Here is a 16,833-nt window from a genome sequence, read left to right as displayed (position 1 = left end):
GCCCGGTGTCAGGGCTTCGGCGCCGGCTCCGCCTCGACGACCGGACAGGCCGGGACGTCATAGAGGCCCAGGTTCTGGCACACGCCGTCCACCGTGTCGGGCGCCGGGACATTGACCAGATTGGCCAGGGTCGGGGCGATATCGACGGTGCGCAGCGGCCAGAAATGCTCCTCGCCACGCTCGCCCGGCCGCCAGAAGATGATCGGCACGCGACGATCGTAATCCCACGGCGAGCCGTGGCTGGCGATCGAGCCGCCGATGCGGGCGTTGGAGGTCAGGTTGTAGGCATAGGCCCGCAGGATATCAGCGCCGCGTCCGGCGACGGCGCTCAGGCGCAGCCGCTCGCGGATCGTCAGCTCTTCCGGATTGAAGTCGCGGGCCGGCATCGGATCCTGCAGCAGCTCGTCGCGCGGCACGGCCAGGACGATGTTCGGCTCGGCGTTCAGCAGCGGGATGGCGGCGGCGATGACCTGGCTGCGCAGCGGCTCCGGCAGTTCCTTGTGGTCCTTGTCGGCGACGATGAAGCCCGTGCCGCCGCTCTGCAGCGGGTTGTCGGTCAGGTTGAACTGGGTCTTCAGCTGGGCATTGATGCGCGGCAGCATGGTGGTGTCATACCGGCCCGCGACGGCGCCGCGATCCGTCATCCGCTCGGGGAAGTCCGAGCCGCCGTGGTCGGCGGTCAGCACGACGATGGCGCCCGGCGTCGCGGCGACGCGACCCAGGAACCGGCCCAGGGCCTCGTCCATGCGCAGCAGCTGTTCGCACATCTCCGGCCCTTGCGTGCCATAGGCGTGGCCAATCTTGTCGGTGCCCGACAGGCTGACGCCCAGCAGATCGACGACCCCGCGCCGGCCCAGTTGCTGGCTGTCCAGCAGATAGGTCGCGGCGTCCAGGGTGGTCTCGTCCAGATAGGGCGAGTCCTCGAGGTTGGCGTCCATCGGCGGCAGGTCGGCATGGAAGGTCTGACCGCCGACGGTCGAGGTCGAGCGCAGGGCGCGGCACTGGTCGTGCTGGAAGGTCCAGGTCGGGTTGGGATCCGCCGCCAGCTTCGCCTTGTAGGCCGCGTTGAACGCCGCGATCGGCGCCAGCCGCGCCTCGGCGTTCTGGCCCGGCTCGACATAGGTCGTCAGCATCGGCCCGGCGATCCAGAAGGTCCCGTCCGAATGGTGACCGGCCAGGTTGATCGCGCCCCGGTCCTTGCCCGAGACGGCGAAGACGCGGCTGCTCGGGCTCTGGGCCTTCACCCAGTCCGGCAGGTTGGTGACCAGAAGCTGGTCCGACCCGACCAGACCGTTCTCGCTGTGGGCGCCGCCGGCGATCGTGTTGCGCGGCGCGGCCAGGCAATAGAGTTCCTTGCCCGTCGCCGGATCGATCCACTCATTAGCCGGGATGCCGGTGTGGGTCGGATGGGCGCCGGTCAGGACGGTCGAGTGGCCTGGGCAGGTCGTGGTGACGCCATGGCTCTGGAAGCCGTTGGTATAGACCAGCCCCTGATCGGCCAGGGTCTTCAGACCGCCGGTGAACCGGCTGCGGTACTGGTTGAAAAGATTGGCGCTGAACTGGTCGATCACGATGGTGACCACCAGGGTCGGACGGCCCGGGGCCACGTTCGACGGCGGCAGCGGCGCCCGCTCCGGCGCGGTTCCCTCCCCCGCGGTTTGGGCGAGAGCCGGCGCGGCTCCCAGCATGAGAAGAGCCGACACGATCGCGGTGGTGGATTTCACTGGGGGACGCTCCGATGACCTTGTCGGCCCCTTAGCGCCCGCGCATGGCGGATGCGTGACAGTAAGCGGGACCGGGCGGCCCTCCTACGCCTCCGCGACGCTTTGTCCAGAGTGGGGTCTAGGCTTCCCCCGAGGTCCGGCGGCGCGGGTCGCCATGCACGGTAGCATCGGCGGGCGGGTTCTCCTCGGAGTCCACCACCCAGAAGCTCCAGGTCAGGGGACACATATCGGCAGAGAAAACGCGCTCACGCGTTTCGTCGCGCTTCACGGGCGACAGGGGTGCGATCCAGTCCAGGAAAGCCATGGTCTCTATTCCTCCGGACGGTTCTTCGACCGTTCCAGTGGACAGATTGGCGCGCGTCCGGATGAAATTGGAAGCCCTTCCTCCTCACACTTTCGGCAGAGGCTTCAATGAAGGGCTGGTGCGGGCGGCCGGGATCGAACCGGCATGGGCGATGCCCGACGGATTTTCATACCACCTCGGCTTTCGCCGCCGTTCCGGAAGACCGGGACGTTCGTGGTCTGGACTATCCCTTCGTCATGGCTCCGGCCGGTGGGCCGAAAGCTTTAGACGCCGCCCGTCTAGTCTCTACACCTTCCCGTCCGACCCTAAGGTCCGGCGGGCTTGGCTCGGGATCGCCAGTTGAAAGGGTTCCCCGAATTTGAGCGGTTCTACGTCCGGGATTTCCCCCGGCGCACTCAATCCTCAGCTTAAGTCCGTTGCGTCTACCGATTCCGCCACGCCCGCAGGCCGAGCCACCCGTATAGCCAGCCCGGACCGGGACGCCAAGGCGAACGCTGCCACCCTCTCCGCCCCTCCCTGACTAAAGTAATATCCACCTGTGCCATTTCAGAACAACTCCATGGTGTACGCGAATTAACCTTACTTCACGATCAACCAACCCGGTACATTAACCAGCAACAACGTTCGTAAAACTCATCTTTTACTTCTGATGGCATTGTCTCCGTGGGGATCGGAGAACACCTATGTCTCGCTACCGTCTGCGCAGAAGCGCGGCACTGATGATTTTTGCTGCGGGAGCCTTGGGGGCTTCCAACGCTCTGGCCGGCGAAGCTGGTCAAGCCACACGAGTCGCCATGCCTCTCGGCGTCGCGGCGCCCGCGCCGGCCGGCTTCCTCGACTTCTGTCGCCGGACGCCGACGCAGTGCGAGCGGTCGGCCGCCGATGCGCGGGATCCGGCCGCCGTGTCGCGCATGGCCGCCAGCCTGTTCTGGCAACAGGCCTTCGCCCGCAACAACGCCGCGGCGCCGTCCGCCGGCCGCGCCATGCCCGTCTCGGCGCCGGCCGCCGGTCGCGGGAGCTACGACTGGAGCCGGGTCTTCCCCGCCGCTCCGCGTAGCGCCGCCCCTCGCCCCGTCGAAGCGCCCCGCCCCGTTCGGAACGCTGACGGCGCCCTGTCCGCCTCTGACTTCGGCTCCCAGGCCGTAGACGCCTCGGCCGGCGGCATCGCGTATCAGGCCGCCTCCGCCTCGGAGACGAACCCGATGGCCCGCACCTTCGCCCGCCTCGGCGTCCCGGCCCCGCGTATCCAGACCTCGCCCCTGGTTCCGATGCCGAACGCCGCCGGCGCGGCCTCGGCGGACGATCTGACGGCTCCGCGCGGTCAACAACAGGCTTCGCAAGCCGCCGCTGACGGCGCTGTCACCCTGGCTCTGGACGGCGACAACTGGGCCCTGCTCAACCGCGTCAACCGGTCGGTCAACCGCCGCATCCGCAACCTCTCGGACCTGCGCAACTACGGCCAGCTCGATTATTGGCAGGCGCCGTCCGGCAGCAGCCCGCGCGGCGACTGCGAGGACTACGTCCTGACCAAGCGCGAGGAACTGATCGCCGCCGGCGTGCCCGCCGCGGCCCTGTCCATCGCCATCGTCGAGACACGCTGGGGCGAAAGCCACGCCGTCCTGCTGGTCGCGGGCGATACGGGCGAAGTCGTGCTGGACAACCTGTCCGCCTGGATTTCGCGCTGGGACCGCACCGACTACACCTGGCGCGAACGCCAGGCCCCGGGCAGCGTGTTCGAATGGGTCAACGTCGCGGCCTGATCCACGGCGCTTGCTGCAAGATCCAACGCCCGGTCACGCCTGTGGCCGGGCGTTTCTACGACTGCCGCGGTCGCATTGCGGAGCCTTCCGCCCCTCGGGATTCGTCCCTATCCTGGCACGAATACTGCTCTGCTATTGCGAATGAGGTTGGCCTCGTCGCACGACGGTTCTAATCGAACCTCGCACGGTCCCCCATCGGCAGCTTATTCGGAACTCCATGTCACTGGACACCAACCTCCCGGATGAACCGTTCGCGCGCCTGCCCCGGCCGCTGGCGGCGTTCCTGAACCGCCTCTCCGGGCTGCGCTACCAGGATCTGGGCCCCAGCCTGCTGGCCGGGCTCGGCTGCCTGCTGATCGTCGTCGCCGCGTCGGCCCTGGTCCTGACCCAGCGCCTGGCCCAGATTCAGCAGGAATCGCGCCTCGGCGCCGGCCCTGCCGTCCACAACACCCGCGCGCCCCTGTCCGGCCCGCTGACTCCGGATGAGTTCACCCTGGCCCCCGACGCCGTGCGTCAGCTCGACGCCGCGGCAGCCCAGATCTTCAACGACTCCATTCCCTTCTCGGACCTGCCCCTGCAGGCGGCCAAGCCCTTCATCATGTCGCCGACGGACATCGTCCAGTACTCGCGCGCCGTCGATTGCATGACCGCCGCCATCTACTACGAGGCCGCGAACGAGACGCCCCAGGGCCAGGCCGCCGTCGCCCAGGTGGTCCTGAACCGGATGCGCCACCCGGCCTATCCCAACACCGTCTGCGGCGTGGTCTTCCAGGGCCAGGAACGTTCGACCGGCTGCCAGTTCAGCTTCACCTGCGACGGGGCGATGAACCGTCCGCCGTCGGCCGAGGGCTGGGCCCGCGCCAAGGCCGTGGCCACCGCCGCCCTGAACGGCTCGGTCGCCGCCGACGTCGGCATGGCCACCCATTATCACGCCGACTACGTCTCGCCCTACTGGGCCGAGCGGCTGGTCAAGCTGCGCAAGATCGGGGTCCACATCTTCTACCGCTGGACCGGCGCCTGGGGTCAGCGCTTCTCCTTCACCCGCCAGCACACGGGGGAAGAGCCGGTCATCGCCAAGATGGCCCTGCTGGCGACGCCGCTGGAGGTGCTCGACGCCCCGGTCGATCCCAATCTGGTCCCGGAACCGCAGATCGAGGTCGACACCACGCCCCTGGTCGTCGCCCCGATCCAGCACGCCCCCCTGCCCGAGCCGGAGACCCAGGCTCCGCCGCCGCCCCAGGCCGCGCCGCCGCCGGCGCCCGCGCCGACCACGACCAACCCCCTGGCTCCGCCCACCGAGCAACGCCAGCGCCGCGGCCGTATTCCCGTGCCCAGCGGCTGGTAAAAGGGACGCATGAGCACAGAGTCGAAGAGCCCGATCATCGTCACCGGCGCCGCCGGTTTCGTCGGCATGCACGTCGCCGAACGCCTGCTCCAGCGCGGCGAGACGGTCATCGGGGTGGATGTCTTCAACGCCTACTACGACCCCGCGCTGAAGGAGGCGCGGGCCGAGCGTCTGGCCGCCTTCCCCGCCTTCCGCATGGAGCGGGCCGACATCGCCGACGAGGCCGCCATGCGCGCCCTGGTCGCCGACAGCGGCGCGAAGCGGGTCGTCCATCTGGCCGCCCAGGCCGGGGTCCGCTACTCGATCGAACACCCCTTCGCCTATGAGCATTCCAATCTGAAGGGCCACCTGTCCCTGCTGGAGGCCTGCCGCCACGCGGGCGTCGATCATCTGGTCTACGCCTCCTCCAGCTCGGTCTACGGCGACCGGCCGCTGGACGGCGCGGGGTTCAGGGAGGACGATCCGACGGTCTCGCCGGTCTCGCTCTACGCCGCCACCAAACGGTCGTGCGAACTGCTGAGCCAGAGCTATGCGACGCTCTACGGCTTCCCGCAGTCGGGGCTGCGCTTCTTCACCGTCTATGGGCCGATGGGTCGGCCGGACATGGCCTATTTCGGTTTCACCGAGAAGATAATGCGCGGTGAGCCGATCGAGGTCTACGGCGAGGGCCAGATGGCGCGGGACTTCACCTATATCGACGACATCGTCGACGGCATTCTGGGCGTGCTCGACAACCCGCCGCCGTCAGGTGGGCACGAGGTCTACAATATCGGGGATTCCAAGCCGGTCGGCCTGATGCAGATGATCGAGACGCTGGAGAAGGCGCTGGGCCGCGAGGCGATCAAGATCATGCGCCCGATGCAGCCCGGCGACGTCACCGCCACTTATGCCGACGTCTCCAAGCTCCACGCCCTGACGGGATATCAGCCCAAGGTTCTGCTGGCCGATGGCCTGCCGCGCTTTGTCGAGTGGTGGCGCGTCTGGAACGGCCGCAACGCGACCTAGGTCAGCACACCACGCTGTTGGGCTTGGGCGGCAGGATGCCGGCGGCCCGGGCGCCACGCACCACGCTGCGGACCCCGATCAGACCGGTGACCACGGTCAGCATGCCGAGCAGCAGAAGGTCGGCGATCACCTGACCTGCGAAGGCTTTCGGTCGGATACGCATCACCAGCCGCCCTTGGTCACGCGCCGGAAGACGCTCAGCGAGCCGGCCACGATCTCGGCCTCGCGCCGCGCCTGTTCCTGGAGGCCGGCGGCGCCCTTCGAAACGGTGGCGCCGTTCTCGTCCAGCACCGACCACAGCCAGTCGTTCGATGGGCCGCCCGTCAACTGGATCGCAAATTCCGCGTTTTGCATCTCTGTTCCCGATGTCCCGGCATGGGACTTCGGTCTTCAGGCGAGCAAATCCCCTGCCACGCGAACGAGACTCAGCTCTCGGCCTTCACCACCGCCAGCACCGCATCCGCCGCCACCTGATCGCCGACCGCGACGCCGATCTCGCCGACGACGCCGTCGAAGGGCGCGGTCAGGGCGTGCTCCATCTTCATGGCCTCCAACACCACGACCGGCTGGCCCTTCACCACCGCATCCCCGGCCTTGACCGGCGCCGCGACGATCTTGCCCGGCATGGGGGCGCGCAGGGCGCCGTCGGAGGCCGAGCCCGACGCAGCCCCACGGGGCGGCCAAAGCGAAACGGACGAGGCTACGCCCTGCCGGAACACCACCGCCTCGTCGCCGAAGGTCTGGAAGCCCGCCACCCGGCGATCATCCAGATAGACGCCCCGCTTGTCGTGCTTCTGCGACCAGCGAACCCGGACCTGTGATGCGGTCTCGCCGGATGCGACATCCCATGACCAGTCCGGCCGGCTCTTGAGGGCCAAGTCCGCCTGAACCCCATCGGCAAAGCCGCGAAGGCGCGCGCCCTGCGGCGCATTCAGCCGGAAGCCGTAGAGCGACCGTGGCGTCGGCGACCAGGGACCGAGGGCCTCTATGCCCGTCCACAGGTCGGCGTCGCGTGCGAGGCCGTCGATCAGGACGGTCGCGCCCAGAACGGCCACATCCGTGTCCGGACCACCGACCAGGGCGTCATGCTCTGCGCCGATGAACCCCGTATCCACATCACCGGCGACAAAGCGCGGATGTTCCAGGCACCGCTTCAGGAAGCCGGCGTTGGTCCTCACGGGCCAGACCTCGACGCTCCCGCAGGCCTCGGCCAGCGCCGCCGCCACCTCTTCCCGCGTCTCTGCATGCACGATCAGCTTGGCGATCATCGGGTCGTAGAACTGGCTGACCTCGCCGCCTTCATAGACGCCGGTATCGACGCGAATGTCGTCGGGCAGGACGAAATGCTCCAGCTTGCCGATCGACGGCAAAAATCCGTTCGCCGGATCCTCGGCATAGAGACGCGCCTCCATGGCCCAGCCCTTCATCGGGATGTCGGCCTGTTTCAGCGGAACCGCCTCCCCCGCCGCCGCGCGGAACTGCCATTCGACCAGATCGACGCCGGTGATGCTCTCGGTCACCGGATGTTCGACCTGCAGCCGGGTGTTCATTTCCATGAACCAGATGCGGTCGGCCTTGAGGCCGTCCGAGGCGTCGGCGATGAACTCGATGGTCCCGGCGCCGACATAGTTCACGGCCCTGGCCGCCTTGACCGCCGCCTCCGTCACCGCCGCCCGCGTCGCCGCGTCCATGCCGGGGGCCGGCGCCTCCTCGATGACCTTCTGGTGCCGCCGCTGCAGGGAGCAGTCGCGTTCGTACAGGTGGACGACCTGCCCATGCTGGTCGCCGAACACCTGAACCTCGATATGGCGTGGGCTCAGGATGTATTTCTCGATCAGCACCCGGTCGTCGCCGAAGCTCGACGCCGCCTCCCGCTGACAGGACGCCAGTGCATCCAGAAACGCCCCCGCCTCGTCGACGCGTCGCATCCCCTTGCCGCCGCCGCCCGCCACAGCCTTGATCAGGACCGGGTATCCAATGGCGTCCGCTTCCGATTTCAGCCGCTCGGGCGCCTGGTCCTCGCCCATATAGCCGGGCGTGACCGGCACCCCGGCCTCGACCATCAGCTTCTTGGCCGCATCCTTCAGCCCCATGGCCCGGATCGAGGCCGGCGGGGCGCCGATCCAGATCATCCCCGCCGCGACCACGGCCTCGGCGAACTCGGCGTTCTCCGACAGGAAGCCGTAGCCGGGGTGGATGGCCTCCGCCCCCATGGCCTTCGCCGCCGCCAGCACCCTGGCCTGATCCAGATAGCTCTCGCGCGCCGCCGCCGGCCCGATCAGCATCGCCTCATCGGCCTCGCGCACGTGCAGGGCCTTCGCGTCCGCCTCGGAATAGACGGCCAGGGCCTTGATTCCCATGCGTTTGGCGGTGCGGAACACCCGACAGGCGATCTCGCCGCGATTGGCGACCAGGACGGATTTGAACATGAGTACCTAGGCTCGATTTCCTGTGCAGCGCACATAGTTCTGGCGGTGGCCCTGAAGCGTCAGGATCAGACCCGCTCCGTGATCGGTCAGGACCAGTTCGCCGGACTGGCGCGTGTCCCGGGGGCGAACGCCCTCATAGTTGAAGTCGGCGCCGGTCATGTCGAAGGTCCCGCTGGCCCGCTCGCCCAAAGTCGTCACGGGGCCCGACAAAGCGCCCTGCCCCTCGTAGAAGCCCAGTCCGTTCGCCGAGACTGTCAGCCGCGACACCCCGTCGGCGTCATTGCACAGGGCCGCCGTCTGGTCCCACTGCCCCTGAAACTGCGCAGGCAGGCTCTCGACCTTCGCCCCGCAACCCGAAAGCGCCCCCGAAAGCGCCAGGCTGATTCCAGCCAAGGCGACTCCGCCCATCGTCATCCGCATCCTGATGTTTCCCAATTTTTTGGTTCTTGTCCGTCGGCCGGTTCGCCGCGGACCTACATCCTGAACACTCCGAACGTCGTGTCCAGCACCGGCGCGTTCAGAGACGCGGAAATGGCGAGGCCCAGCACGTCGCGGGTCTGGACCGGATCGATGATCCCGTCGTCCCAGAGGCGGGCGGTGGCGTAGTAGGGATTGCCCTCGTCCTCGTATTTCTGGCGCACCGGCGCCTTGAAGGCCTCGGCCTGATCGGGGGTCCAGCTGTCGGCGTCGCGGTGCACGGTGGCCAGAACGGACGCCGCCTGCTCCCCGCCCATGACGCTGATCCGGCTGTTGGGCCAGGTGAACAGGAAGCGCGGCGAATAGGCCCGGCCGCACATGCCGTAGTTGCCGGCGCCGAAGCTGCCGCCGATCAGGATGGTGAACTTCGGAACCTCGGCGCTGGCGACCGCCGTGACCATCTTCGCGCCGTGCTTGGCGATGCCCTCGGCCTCGTATTTGCCGCCGACCATGAAGCCCGAGATGTTCTGCAGAAACACCAGCGGAATCTTGCGCTTGCAGGCCAGTTCGATGAAGTGCGCCCCCTTCTGCGCGCTTTCGCTGAACAGCACTCCGTTGTTGCCCAGGATGGCGACCGGATAGCCCCAGATGCGGGCGAAGCCGCAGACCAGGCTCGATCCGTACAGCGGCTTGAACTCCTCGAACTCCGACCCGTCCACCATCCGGGCGATGACCTCGCGCACGTCATAGGGGGCGCGGACGTCCTCGGGGATGATGCCGTAAAGTTCCTCCGGATCGAGCGTCGGGGCCCTGGGCTCGCGCACGTCGATCTCGACCTTTTTGACGCTGTTAAGATGGCCGACGATGTCGCGCACGATCTCCAGCGCGTGCTCATCGTTCTCGGCGACATAGTCGACGACGCCCGACTTGCGCCCATGGGTCTCGGCCCCGCCCAGTTCCTCGGCGGAGATGACCTCCCCCGTCGCGGCCTTCACCAGCGGCGGGCCGGCCAGGAAGATGGTGCCCTGATTGCGCACGATCACCGTCTCGTCCGACATGGCGGGCACATAGGCGCCGCCGGCGGTGCAGCTGCCCATGACGCAGGCGATCTGCGGGATGTTCCGCGCTGACATCCGGGCCTGGTTGAAGAAGATGCGTCCGAAATGCTCGCGGTCGGGAAACACCTCGGCCTGGTGCGGCAGGTTGGCCCCGCCGCTGTCGACCAGATAGACGCACGGCAGGTTGTTCTGCTCGGCGATCTCCTGCGCCCGCAGATGCTTCTTCACCGTCAGGGGGAAGTAGGCGCCGCCCTTCACCGTCGGGTCGTTGGCGACGATCATCACCTCCCGGCCCGACACCCGGCCCACGCCGCAGATCATCCCCGCGCCCGGCGCGCCGTCCGGATCCTTGGCGTCGCCATACATGCCGTTGGCGGCCAGCTGCCCCACCTCAAGGAATGGCGAGCCGGGATCCAGCAGCCGCTCGACCCGGTCCCTCGGCAACAGCTTGCCCCGCGCCACATGCCGCTCACGCGACGCTTCCGAGCCGCCCAGCGCCGCCTTGGCGACCTTCGCCCGCAGCGCGTCGGCCAGGGCCCGGTTATGGGCATCCAGCGCCTTGAACGCCGCCCCGTGGGTGTCGATGGAGGAAGTCAGACGGGGCATTCAGTGATCCTGTACAGACAGGGTGACGGGCGGAGGCGTGCCGGGCCGATGTAGGGGAGCGGTTGACCCACCGCCCATTGATCCGATCGTGACCGCGGATGCGAACACCAGCAGAAGAGCGATGATCTGGGCGGCGCGATAGGCCAGCACCAGACGCCTCAACTGCGGCCGATCCGCCGGAATGGCGGTGAGCCAGAACAGGCCGAAGCCCCGCGAGCTGTTGGACCCGGCCCCCATCATCTGGACGGGCACCGGCTTGCGAAGGTCGCCGCGCCGCTCCAGCGCCTTGAACTTCGGCCAGGCGGCGCGCGCGATCAGCATCGACACGGCCACCATGGCCATGGCCATCAGCGCAAGGATCATGGCGACGAGCGGCATCAGCTCCCCAGCAGTTCGCGGCCGATCAGGAAGCGCCGGATCTCGTTCGTCCCCGCGCCGATGTCATAGAGTTTGGCGTCGCGGACCAGCCGCTCGACCGGCCACTCCTTCGTATAGCCCGCGCCGCCCAGGGCCTGCACCGCCTCCAGCGACACCTTCACCGCGTTCTCCGAGGCCAGCAGGATCGCGCCCGCCGCGTCATAGCGGGTGGTCTTGCCCGCGTCGCAGGCTCGCGCCACGGCATAGACATAGGCCCGGGCCGAGTTCAGGGCGACGTACATGTCCGCCACCTTGGCCTGCATCAGCTGGAACGAACCGATCGGCTTGCCGAACTGCTTGCGGTCGCGGACGTAGGGCAGGACCACGTCCAGCGCGGCCTGCATGATGCCCAGCGGCCCGCCCGACAGGACGGTGCGCTCATAATCGAGACCCGACATCAGCACCGCCGCGCCGCGCCCCTCGCCGCCCATGACGTTCTCGGCCGGAACCTCGCAGTCCTCGAACACCAGCTCCGCCGTGTCCGAGCCGCGCATGCCCATCTTGTCCAGCTTCTTGGAGACGCTGAACCCCTTCATCCCCTTCTCGATCAGGAAGGCGGTGACCCCGCCGTTGCCGTCGCCGGTGCGGGCATAGACCACCAGGGTGTCGGCGGTCGGGGAGTTGGTGATCCAGAATTTGGTGCCGTTCAGGACGTAGCGGTCGCCCTTGCCTTCCGCCCGGGTGCGCATCGACATGACGTCCGAGCCCGAGCCCGCCTCCGACATGGCCAGCGAACCCAGATGCTCGCCCGAGATCAGCTTCGGCAGATATTTCGCCTTCTGCTCGGCCGTACCCCAGCGCCTGATCTGGTTGACGCACAGGTTGGAGTGGGCCCCGTAGCTCAGGCCGATCGAGGCCGAGGCGCGTGACACCTCTTCCATCGCCACCACATGCTCGAGGTAGCCCATGCCGAGGCCGCCGTACTCTTCCTCGACCGTGATGCCGTGCAGGCCCAGCTCGCCCATCTCGGGCCACAGGTCGCGGGCGAATTTGTTGGTCTCGTCGATCTCGGCGGCGCGCGGCGCCAGCTTGTCGGCGGCCCAGCGGGCGGTCGTCTCGCGGATCGCGTCGGCGTTCTCGCCGAGGCCGAACTCCATGGACTGGGGGGCGAAGGGAATGCTCATGCGAAGTTTCCTCGGTCCTCTGACGGGAGTCTGACCGCCACCCTAGCGCGTCCATGACGTCGGGGAAATTTCAATTGGGCGAGGCTTCAGTATAGTCTGTCGCTATGCTCGACCGGACCTTGCTGCGATATTTTCTTGCCGTTGTGGACCGTGGGAACTTCTCCCGGGCCGCCGCCCACTGCCGCGTCTCCCAGCCCACGCTTTCCATCGGTGTGGCCCGGCTGGAGCGGACCCTGGGCGAGACCCTGTTCATCCGCAACAGCCGCCGGGTCGAACTGACCGCCGCCGGCGTCCGCCTCTCGGCCCAGGCCCGGCGCATCGAGGCCGCCTTCCTCGAGGCCGAAACCGCCGCCCCCGCCGAGGCGCCGCGCAAACTCATCCGGCTCGGCCTTCTGTCCACCCTTCCCTCCTCCTGGGTCGAACGAGCGTTGGCCGCCGTCCGCGACCACGCCCCCTCCGAACGGCTGGAGATCGTCGAGGGGCGTCAGTCCGACCTCCCCGCCCTGCTCGGTCGGGGCCGCGTCGATGCGGCCATCGGCGTGGTCGACGCCGCCGCCAGGGACCCGCTGTTCACCGAGGACTACGGCCTGGCCATGCCGCTGAACCACCCCCTCGCCCACCGCGCCAAGGTCTCGCCCGAGGAGGTCGCGGCCGAGACCATGATCGTGCGCCGCCACTGCGAGGCCCTGGCCGAGACCAGCCGCTACTTCACCGCCCGGGGCGTGCGCCCCTTCATGGCCGCCCGAACCACCCACGACGACCGGGCCCTGGCCTATGTCCGCGCGGGCCTCGGCGTCACCGTCCTGCCGCGCGGCTTTGCTGGCGAAGGGGTCGCCGTCGCCGGCCTGACCGGCTGGGGCCTCACCCGCCGCATCGGCCTGATGATCGAACCCGACAGCCGCGCCCGTCTGGCCGGGGCCGAGACCCTGCGTCTCTTCGGCGACAGTCTGAAGGCCTCCGCCGCCCGTTAAGACCTCGAACGGAACGGAAACGCGCCCCGGTCATTGATTTGGCAGAACCGGGATTTCCTTCCAATGCTCGCCCTCATCTTCGCCGCCGCCCTGCTGTCCGACACCGCCCCCAAGGTCGAGGTCGCCCTCAAGCCCGTGCAGCCGGCCGTCCAGATGCGCGAGACCGAAGCCCATGCCGCCAACGGCCCCGTCCTGACCGCCGTCGCCGTCACCCTGGAATGCACCGCCCGCGCCAATGGCAATGTCGAAGGCTGTCATGTGCTCGGTGAGACCCACCCGGGCCTCGGCTTCGGCGAGGCCGCCGTCGCCCTGATGCGCGGCGAACACGTCGCCCCGGGTCCCCGCGACATCCAGTTCGCCAAGACCATCCAGTTCGTGCCCTGAGGGCTAGGCCGCCCGGCCCAACGCCTCGCCGGCTTCCTCGACCGCCCCCTCGATCACCTCGGCCAGCTGGTCGTCGTCGAGGTCTTCGAGCGTATCGGCGCCCAGCTCCCAGCGCCTCCGTTCCATGGCGGCGCGGACGGTGTCCAGAAACAGGTCGGCGTGGTCGTCGGCCAGCGCGGGTATCGCGCGGACCTCTTTCGGCAAGTCACTCATCCTCAGGTTATGCGCCCGATCCGCGCCAGCCGCTGTTCCAGAGATGGAACGTCAGGCCTTCCCGGCCTCGCCCCTGGTCTCCGGCGTCGTGATGAAATGCCACGCCAGCAGCACGACCCCGATCCCGATGGCCCAGTCGGCCGGATTTCCGACCCAGGGGAAGCCCAGCCGCGAAAAGTCGAGGAAGTCGACCACCCAGCCGAAGCGGAACCGGTCGATCGCATTGCCCACCGCCCCGCCGATGACGAAGCCGATGGCCACCGACAGCAGGGTCGAGGTCGAATTGCGCGCCCAGCCCGCGAGGATCGCGACCACCACCACCGGAAAGACCAGCAGGAAACCCCTCGCCACCGCCCCGGCCCCGATCAGGCCGAAGCTCATGCTGTAGTTTCTGACCAGGGTCACGGCGAAGATCGAGGACAGCCGGTGCGACTGGCCCTCCTGCAGCCTCAACCCCTCCAGCACCCAGGCCTTGGCGCCCTGATCGACCGCCAGCACGGCCAGGGCCACGCCCAGGCAAATCCACATGTTCCGGGTCATCGGCGTCCTACGGGTTCGGCGCGCCATCATGCCGATTTCGCCCGCCACGGCCAGCGCTTCTCCCGAGCCCCGTCTACGGAGTTCGCCCGATGGGGTCGCCCCGGTCGCCGAGGCATGGTCGGGGCCTGAGGAGACGCAGATGGCTTCCACCGACACCGCTTCCACCCCGACTGCCGCGATCACCCAGCCCGCGCACAGCGTGGTCATGCACCCCGAATATGCCCGGACCCTGGCCTCCTTCGCCTATGTCTGGGGCTGGCCCCTGGCCAATATGGACAACCGCCGTGCATCCCTCGCCCTGGTCCCGGAGCCCGGCCGGCTGAACGGCGCCGTGCCCTGCGCCCCGCTCGGCCGGCTGTCGATGCTCAACGACTATGTGACCCCGAACCAGACGGTCATCGCCTGCCCCAACCAGGACGTCGTCTACGGCGCCGGCTTCTTCTCGGTGGACGAGACCCCGGTGGTGCTCCAGGTGCCGGACTTCGGCGACCGCTTCTGGGTCTACGCCCTCTATGACGGCCGCACCGAACAGTTCGGCCGGCTGGGCAAGGCCTATGGGTCGAAGCCGGGCTTCTACGCCCTGATCGGTCCCAACTGGGAAGGCGAGATTCCCGCCGGGATCACCGGTGTCTTCCGCTCGCCGACCGAGATGGCCAATGCGGTGCCCCGCGCCTTCATGGACGACACCGCCGAGGACCGCGCCGCGATCCAGCCGCTCATCAACCAGATCTCCGCCTATCCGCTCAGCGAGTTCGACGGCACGATGAAGATCGTCGACTGGAGCCGGTCGCCGGCCTTTCCCGCCCCCGTTCCGGACGGCGGCGGCGAGACGCAGTGGGTCGCCCCGGACACCTTTTTCGACCGGCTGCCGGACCTGCTGGACCGCATTCCGCCCCTGCCCGGCGAGGAGTCGCTCTACGCCCAGTTCCGCCTGATCCTCGCCGTCGCCGAACGCGACGAGAAGCTGAAGACGGCCATGGTCGAGTCCGCGCGCGAGGCCGAGGCGACCACCATCAAGCGGTTCCTCGAATGGCGGCATAACGGCCATCCCGCCGGCAACGGCTGGAACCGCTCGACCAACAACGCCCAGTGGGGGATCGACTATTTCAACCGCACCGGCACGGCGCGCTCGAACATGTTCGACAACCGGCCCGAGGAGACCCAGTATTTCTATACCGACTTCGACAGCGGCGGCGGGTCGCTGACCGGCGCGCGCAGCTATGCGGTGACCTTCGCCGCCGGGCAGGAGCCGCCGGTCAAGGGCTTCTGGTCGCTGACGCTCTACAACCAGCATCACTTCTTCCACCCCAACCCGCTGGCCCGCTATTCCCTGGGCACGAAGAACAAGACGCTGAAACGCAACGCCGACGGCTCCCTGACGCTCTACGTCGGCGCAGCCTCGCCGGGGCCGGAGCGCGAGAGCAACTGGCTCCCCGCCCCCGACGGCGCCTTCTCCCTCTATATCCGGGCCTATTGGGGCGACACGGCCATCCTCGACGAGAGCTGGCGGCCGCCCGCGGTGGAGCGGATCGGCTGAGGCCCCCGGTCGATCGCCCTGAATTTCTTTCACTCACGACGGAACCCATGGGGCGATGAGGCGTTGGAGATCGCCGGCGGTAATTCACCCCACCCTCGACGGTGTGCGGTCTGGCGCGATCCAGCCGCGACAGGACCCCAATGATCCGTCACGCTATGGCCGCCGCGACCGGCCTGCTCTGCCTCATGGCCGCCACCCGGGCCGCCGCCGAGGGCCTGCCCGCCAATATGGACCGCTACGACTGCCAGGGAACCTATGTCCAGGCGCCCCACCCCGGCGGCCCGAGGGTTCAGCCGTTTCACTTCGGCCTGATCTGGAACACCGAAACCCTGTCGATGGCCTTCATCGGCAGCGTGCCCATCCTCGACAGCACATATCTGATCCTGCCGGGACAATTCCCCTCGACCGTCGCCGCGGACGGAACCGTTCATGTCGCGACCAACGGCCTCGGCCCGCAGAAGACACAGGGCGACATGGTCCTGGATACCGAGGGCAAGACCCTGAGCCTGACCATGACCTGGCCCCGCGCCGGTCGGGTCGACGGCGGTCTGACCCTCGAAGGCGTCTGCGTCCAGAACCGGACCTACAGCAACCTCCAGCCGCTCTAGATCGGCCGGGCGACCGGCGGCGCCTTCCGCCGGCCCTCCCAGCGAACAGGACCGAACCTTATGATCGAAGAGAGCTATGTGCGGCTCTACGCGGGCGATTTCGCCCGTTTCGCCGCCCGTGCCGAACTCACCTCGCTGGACCCGACCATCGTCACGCGGCGGATGAAGGAGGCCCGGGTTCACGCCGGAGTCATGGACGCCCGCAAGGGCGACGGCCATCTCGAGGCCCTGGTGGCGCGGCTGCGGGACGAGGCGCGCCGCCCCCGTTCGCGCGGGATGATGGGATCCATCGACACGGCCACCGCCAACGCCCGTCACCACGCGTTTCTGACCACCGTCGCCGACGCACTCAGTCTCGCCGACTGAGCAAAAAAAGCGCCGGATCCAGGGG

The 16,833-nt window shown here is 68.3% G+C and carries 19 protein-coding genes; 8 read left to right on the top strand and 11 right to left on the bottom strand.

Annotated elements, in window-relative coordinates; all coding sequences use genetic code 11:
* Positions 1-8: 8 nt before the first annotated feature.
* Both AC1ROD_RS16495 and AC1ROD_RS16490 read right to left on the bottom strand, forming a co-directional pair.
* A complete protein-coding gene (locus AC1ROD_RS16495; protein WP_492949355.1) occupies positions 9-1,724 on the bottom strand; it encodes an alkaline phosphatase family protein in 1,716 nt (571 codons plus the stop codon).
* 118 nt (positions 1,725-1,842) lie between these two features.
* Positions 1,843-2,028, bottom strand: coding sequence for a hypothetical protein (locus AC1ROD_RS16490; RefSeq protein WP_492949354.1), 186 nt, complete (start codon positions 2,026-2,028; stop codon positions 1,843-1,845).
* Between the two features lie 794 nt (positions 2,029-2,822).
* Here AC1ROD_RS16490 and AC1ROD_RS16485 point away from each other — a divergent pair.
* From AC1ROD_RS16485 to AC1ROD_RS16475, 3 genes are all read left to right on the top strand, one after another.
* Positions 2,823-3,788 (top strand): transglutaminase-like cysteine peptidase, encoded by a 966-nt coding sequence (locus AC1ROD_RS16485; RefSeq protein WP_492949353.1) that lies wholly within the window; start codon positions 2,823-2,825, stop codon positions 3,786-3,788.
* A 217-nt stretch (positions 3,789-4,005) separates the two neighbouring features.
* Positions 4,006-5,133: a cell wall hydrolase gene (locus AC1ROD_RS16480; RefSeq protein WP_492949352.1), complete on the top strand. Its 1,128-nt coding sequence runs from the start codon at positions 4,006-4,008 to the stop codon at positions 5,131-5,133.
* Positions 5,134-5,142: 9 nt separating this feature from the next.
* The gene (locus AC1ROD_RS16475; RefSeq protein ID WP_492949351.1) at positions 5,143-6,138 is read left to right on the top strand and encodes an NAD-dependent epimerase/dehydratase family protein; all 996 of its coding nucleotides are present in this window, start codon (positions 5,143-5,145) and stop codon (positions 6,136-6,138) included.
* A gap of 1 nt (position 6,139) precedes the next feature.
* Here the strand turns inward: AC1ROD_RS16475 and AC1ROD_RS16470 are convergent, their stop codons facing one another.
* From AC1ROD_RS16470 to AC1ROD_RS16440, 7 genes are all read right to left on the bottom strand, one after another.
* The gene (locus tag AC1ROD_RS16470) at positions 6,140-6,301 is read right to left on the bottom strand and encodes a hypothetical protein (protein WP_492949350.1); all 162 of its coding nucleotides are present in this window, start codon (positions 6,299-6,301) and stop codon (positions 6,140-6,142) included.
* The gene (locus AC1ROD_RS16465) at positions 6,301-6,492 is read right to left on the bottom strand and encodes a hypothetical protein (RefSeq protein ID WP_492949349.1); all 192 of its coding nucleotides are present in this window, start codon (positions 6,490-6,492) and stop codon (positions 6,301-6,303) included. Before AC1ROD_RS16465 ends, AC1ROD_RS16470 begins: the two co-directional genes overlap by 1 nt.
* Before the next feature lie 71 nt (positions 6,493-6,563).
* Positions 6,564-8,567 (bottom strand): acetyl/propionyl/methylcrotonyl-CoA carboxylase subunit alpha, encoded by a 2,004-nt coding sequence (locus tag AC1ROD_RS16460; protein WP_492949348.1) that lies wholly within the window; start codon positions 8,565-8,567, stop codon positions 6,564-6,566.
* A gap of 6 nt (positions 8,568-8,573) precedes the next feature.
* On the bottom strand, positions 8,574-8,960 hold the full coding sequence (locus AC1ROD_RS16455) for a hypothetical protein (RefSeq protein WP_492949347.1): 387 nt from the start codon (positions 8,958-8,960) through the stop codon (positions 8,574-8,576).
* A gap of 80 nt (positions 8,961-9,040) precedes the next feature.
* Complete coding sequence (locus AC1ROD_RS16450; RefSeq protein ID WP_492949346.1) at positions 9,041-10,648, bottom strand: carboxyl transferase domain-containing protein; 1,608 nt, start codon at positions 10,646-10,648, stop codon at positions 9,041-9,043.
* Positions 10,649-11,026, bottom strand: a complete 378-nt coding sequence (locus AC1ROD_RS16445) for a hypothetical protein (RefSeq protein WP_492949345.1) — start codon at positions 11,024-11,026, stop codon at positions 10,649-10,651.
* Entirely contained in the window at positions 11,026-12,189 is a 1,164-nt protein-coding gene (locus tag AC1ROD_RS16440; RefSeq protein WP_492949344.1) for an isovaleryl-CoA dehydrogenase, read from the bottom strand. The genes AC1ROD_RS16445 and AC1ROD_RS16440 overlap by 1 nt, the downstream gene beginning before the upstream one ends.
* Positions 12,190-12,308: 119 nt before the next feature.
* Between AC1ROD_RS16440 and AC1ROD_RS16435 the strand changes: the two genes are divergently transcribed.
* Complete coding sequence (locus AC1ROD_RS16435) at positions 12,309-13,160, top strand: LysR family transcriptional regulator (RefSeq protein ID WP_492949343.1); 852 nt, start codon at positions 12,309-12,311, stop codon at positions 13,158-13,160.
* A 63-nt stretch (positions 13,161-13,223) separates the two neighbouring features.
* Positions 13,224-13,544, top strand: a complete 321-nt coding sequence (locus AC1ROD_RS16430; protein ID WP_492949342.1) for an energy transducer TonB — start codon at positions 13,224-13,226, stop codon at positions 13,542-13,544.
* A 3-nt stretch (positions 13,545-13,547) separates the two neighbouring features.
* Here the strand turns inward: AC1ROD_RS16430 and AC1ROD_RS16425 are convergent, their stop codons facing one another.
* Together AC1ROD_RS16425 and lspA are read right to left on the bottom strand one after the other, a co-directional pair.
* Complete coding sequence (locus AC1ROD_RS16425) at positions 13,548-13,748, bottom strand: hypothetical protein (RefSeq protein ID WP_492949341.1); 201 nt, start codon at positions 13,746-13,748, stop codon at positions 13,548-13,550.
* Positions 13,749-13,808: 60 nt separating this feature from the next.
* On the bottom strand, positions 13,809-14,297 hold the full coding sequence (lspA, locus tag AC1ROD_RS16420) for a signal peptidase II (RefSeq protein WP_492949340.1): 489 nt from the start codon (positions 14,295-14,297) through the stop codon (positions 13,809-13,811).
* Positions 14,298-14,436: 139 nt separating this feature from the next.
* Between lspA and AC1ROD_RS16415 the strand changes: the two genes are divergently transcribed.
* The 3 genes from AC1ROD_RS16415 (at position 14,437) to AC1ROD_RS16405 (ending at position 16,808) form a co-directional block, all read left to right on the top strand.
* Positions 14,437-15,834: a DUF1254 domain-containing protein gene (locus AC1ROD_RS16415; protein ID WP_492949339.1), complete on the top strand. Its 1,398-nt coding sequence runs from the start codon at positions 14,437-14,439 to the stop codon at positions 15,832-15,834.
* Between the two features lie 140 nt (positions 15,835-15,974).
* Positions 15,975-16,442 carry a hypothetical protein gene (locus tag AC1ROD_RS16410; RefSeq protein WP_492949338.1) on the top strand — a complete coding sequence of 156 codons (468 nt, stop codon included), beginning with the start codon at positions 15,975-15,977 and terminating at the stop codon, positions 16,440-16,442.
* A gap of 60 nt (positions 16,443-16,502) precedes the next feature.
* A complete protein-coding gene (locus tag AC1ROD_RS16405) occupies positions 16,503-16,808 on the top strand; it encodes a hypothetical protein (protein ID WP_492949337.1) in 306 nt (101 codons plus the stop codon).
* The last annotated feature ends 25 nt before the right edge of the window (positions 16,809-16,833 follow it).

The organism is Brevundimonas sp. GW821-FHT12E07, assembly GCF_058807035.1.
Note: the sequence above shows the minus strand (reverse complement) of the source record. Positions and strands in the feature narration are given on the sequence as shown.

Bases quoted from the DNA above. Each gene is read 5' to 3' on its own strand.
- AC1ROD_RS16430 (WP_492949342.1), top strand. From the start codon at position 13,224: ATGCTCGCCCTCATCTTCGCCGCCGCCCTGCTGTCCGACACCGCCCCC.
- AC1ROD_RS16415 (WP_492949339.1), top strand. From the start codon at position 14,437: ATGGCTTCCACCGACACCGCTTCCACCCCGACTGCCGCGATCACCCAG.
- AC1ROD_RS16450 (WP_492949346.1), bottom strand. From the start codon at position 10,648: ATGCCCCGTCTGACTTCCTCCATCGACACCCACGGGGCGGCGTTCAAG.
- AC1ROD_RS16410 (WP_492949338.1), top strand. From the start codon at position 15,975: ATGATCCGTCACGCTATGGCCGCCGCGACCGGCCTGCTCTGCCTCATG.
- AC1ROD_RS16470 (WP_492949350.1), bottom strand. From the start codon at position 6,301: ATGCGTATCCGACCGAAAGCCTTCGCAGGTCAGGTGATCGCCGACCTT.
- AC1ROD_RS16465 (WP_492949349.1), bottom strand. From the start codon at position 6,492: ATGCAAAACGCGGAATTTGCGATCCAGTTGACGGGCGGCCCATCGAAC.
- AC1ROD_RS16475 (WP_492949351.1), top strand. From the start codon at position 5,143: ATGAGCACAGAGTCGAAGAGCCCGATCATCGTCACCGGCGCCGCCGGT.
- AC1ROD_RS16490 (WP_492949354.1), bottom strand. From the start codon at position 2,028: ATGGCTTTCCTGGACTGGATCGCACCCCTGTCGCCCGTGAAGCGCGAC.
- AC1ROD_RS16485 (WP_492949353.1), top strand. From the start codon at position 2,823: ATGCCTCTCGGCGTCGCGGCGCCCGCGCCGGCCGGCTTCCTCGACTTC.
- AC1ROD_RS16440 (WP_492949344.1), bottom strand. From the start codon at position 12,189: ATGAGCATTCCCTTCGCCCCCCAGTCCATGGAGTTCGGCCTCGGCGAG.
- AC1ROD_RS16445 (WP_492949345.1), bottom strand. From the start codon at position 11,026: ATGCCGCTCGTCGCCATGATCCTTGCGCTGATGGCCATGGCCATGGTG.
- AC1ROD_RS16460 (WP_492949348.1), bottom strand. From the start codon at position 8,567: ATGTTCAAATCCGTCCTGGTCGCCAATCGCGGCGAGATCGCCTGTCGG.
- AC1ROD_RS16405 (WP_492949337.1), top strand. From the start codon at position 16,503: ATGATCGAAGAGAGCTATGTGCGGCTCTACGCGGGCGATTTCGCCCGT.
- lspA (WP_492949340.1), bottom strand. From the start codon at position 14,297: ATGACCCGGAACATGTGGATTTGCCTGGGCGTGGCCCTGGCCGTGCTG.
- AC1ROD_RS16480 (WP_492949352.1), top strand. From the start codon at position 4,006: ATGTCACTGGACACCAACCTCCCGGATGAACCGTTCGCGCGCCTGCCC.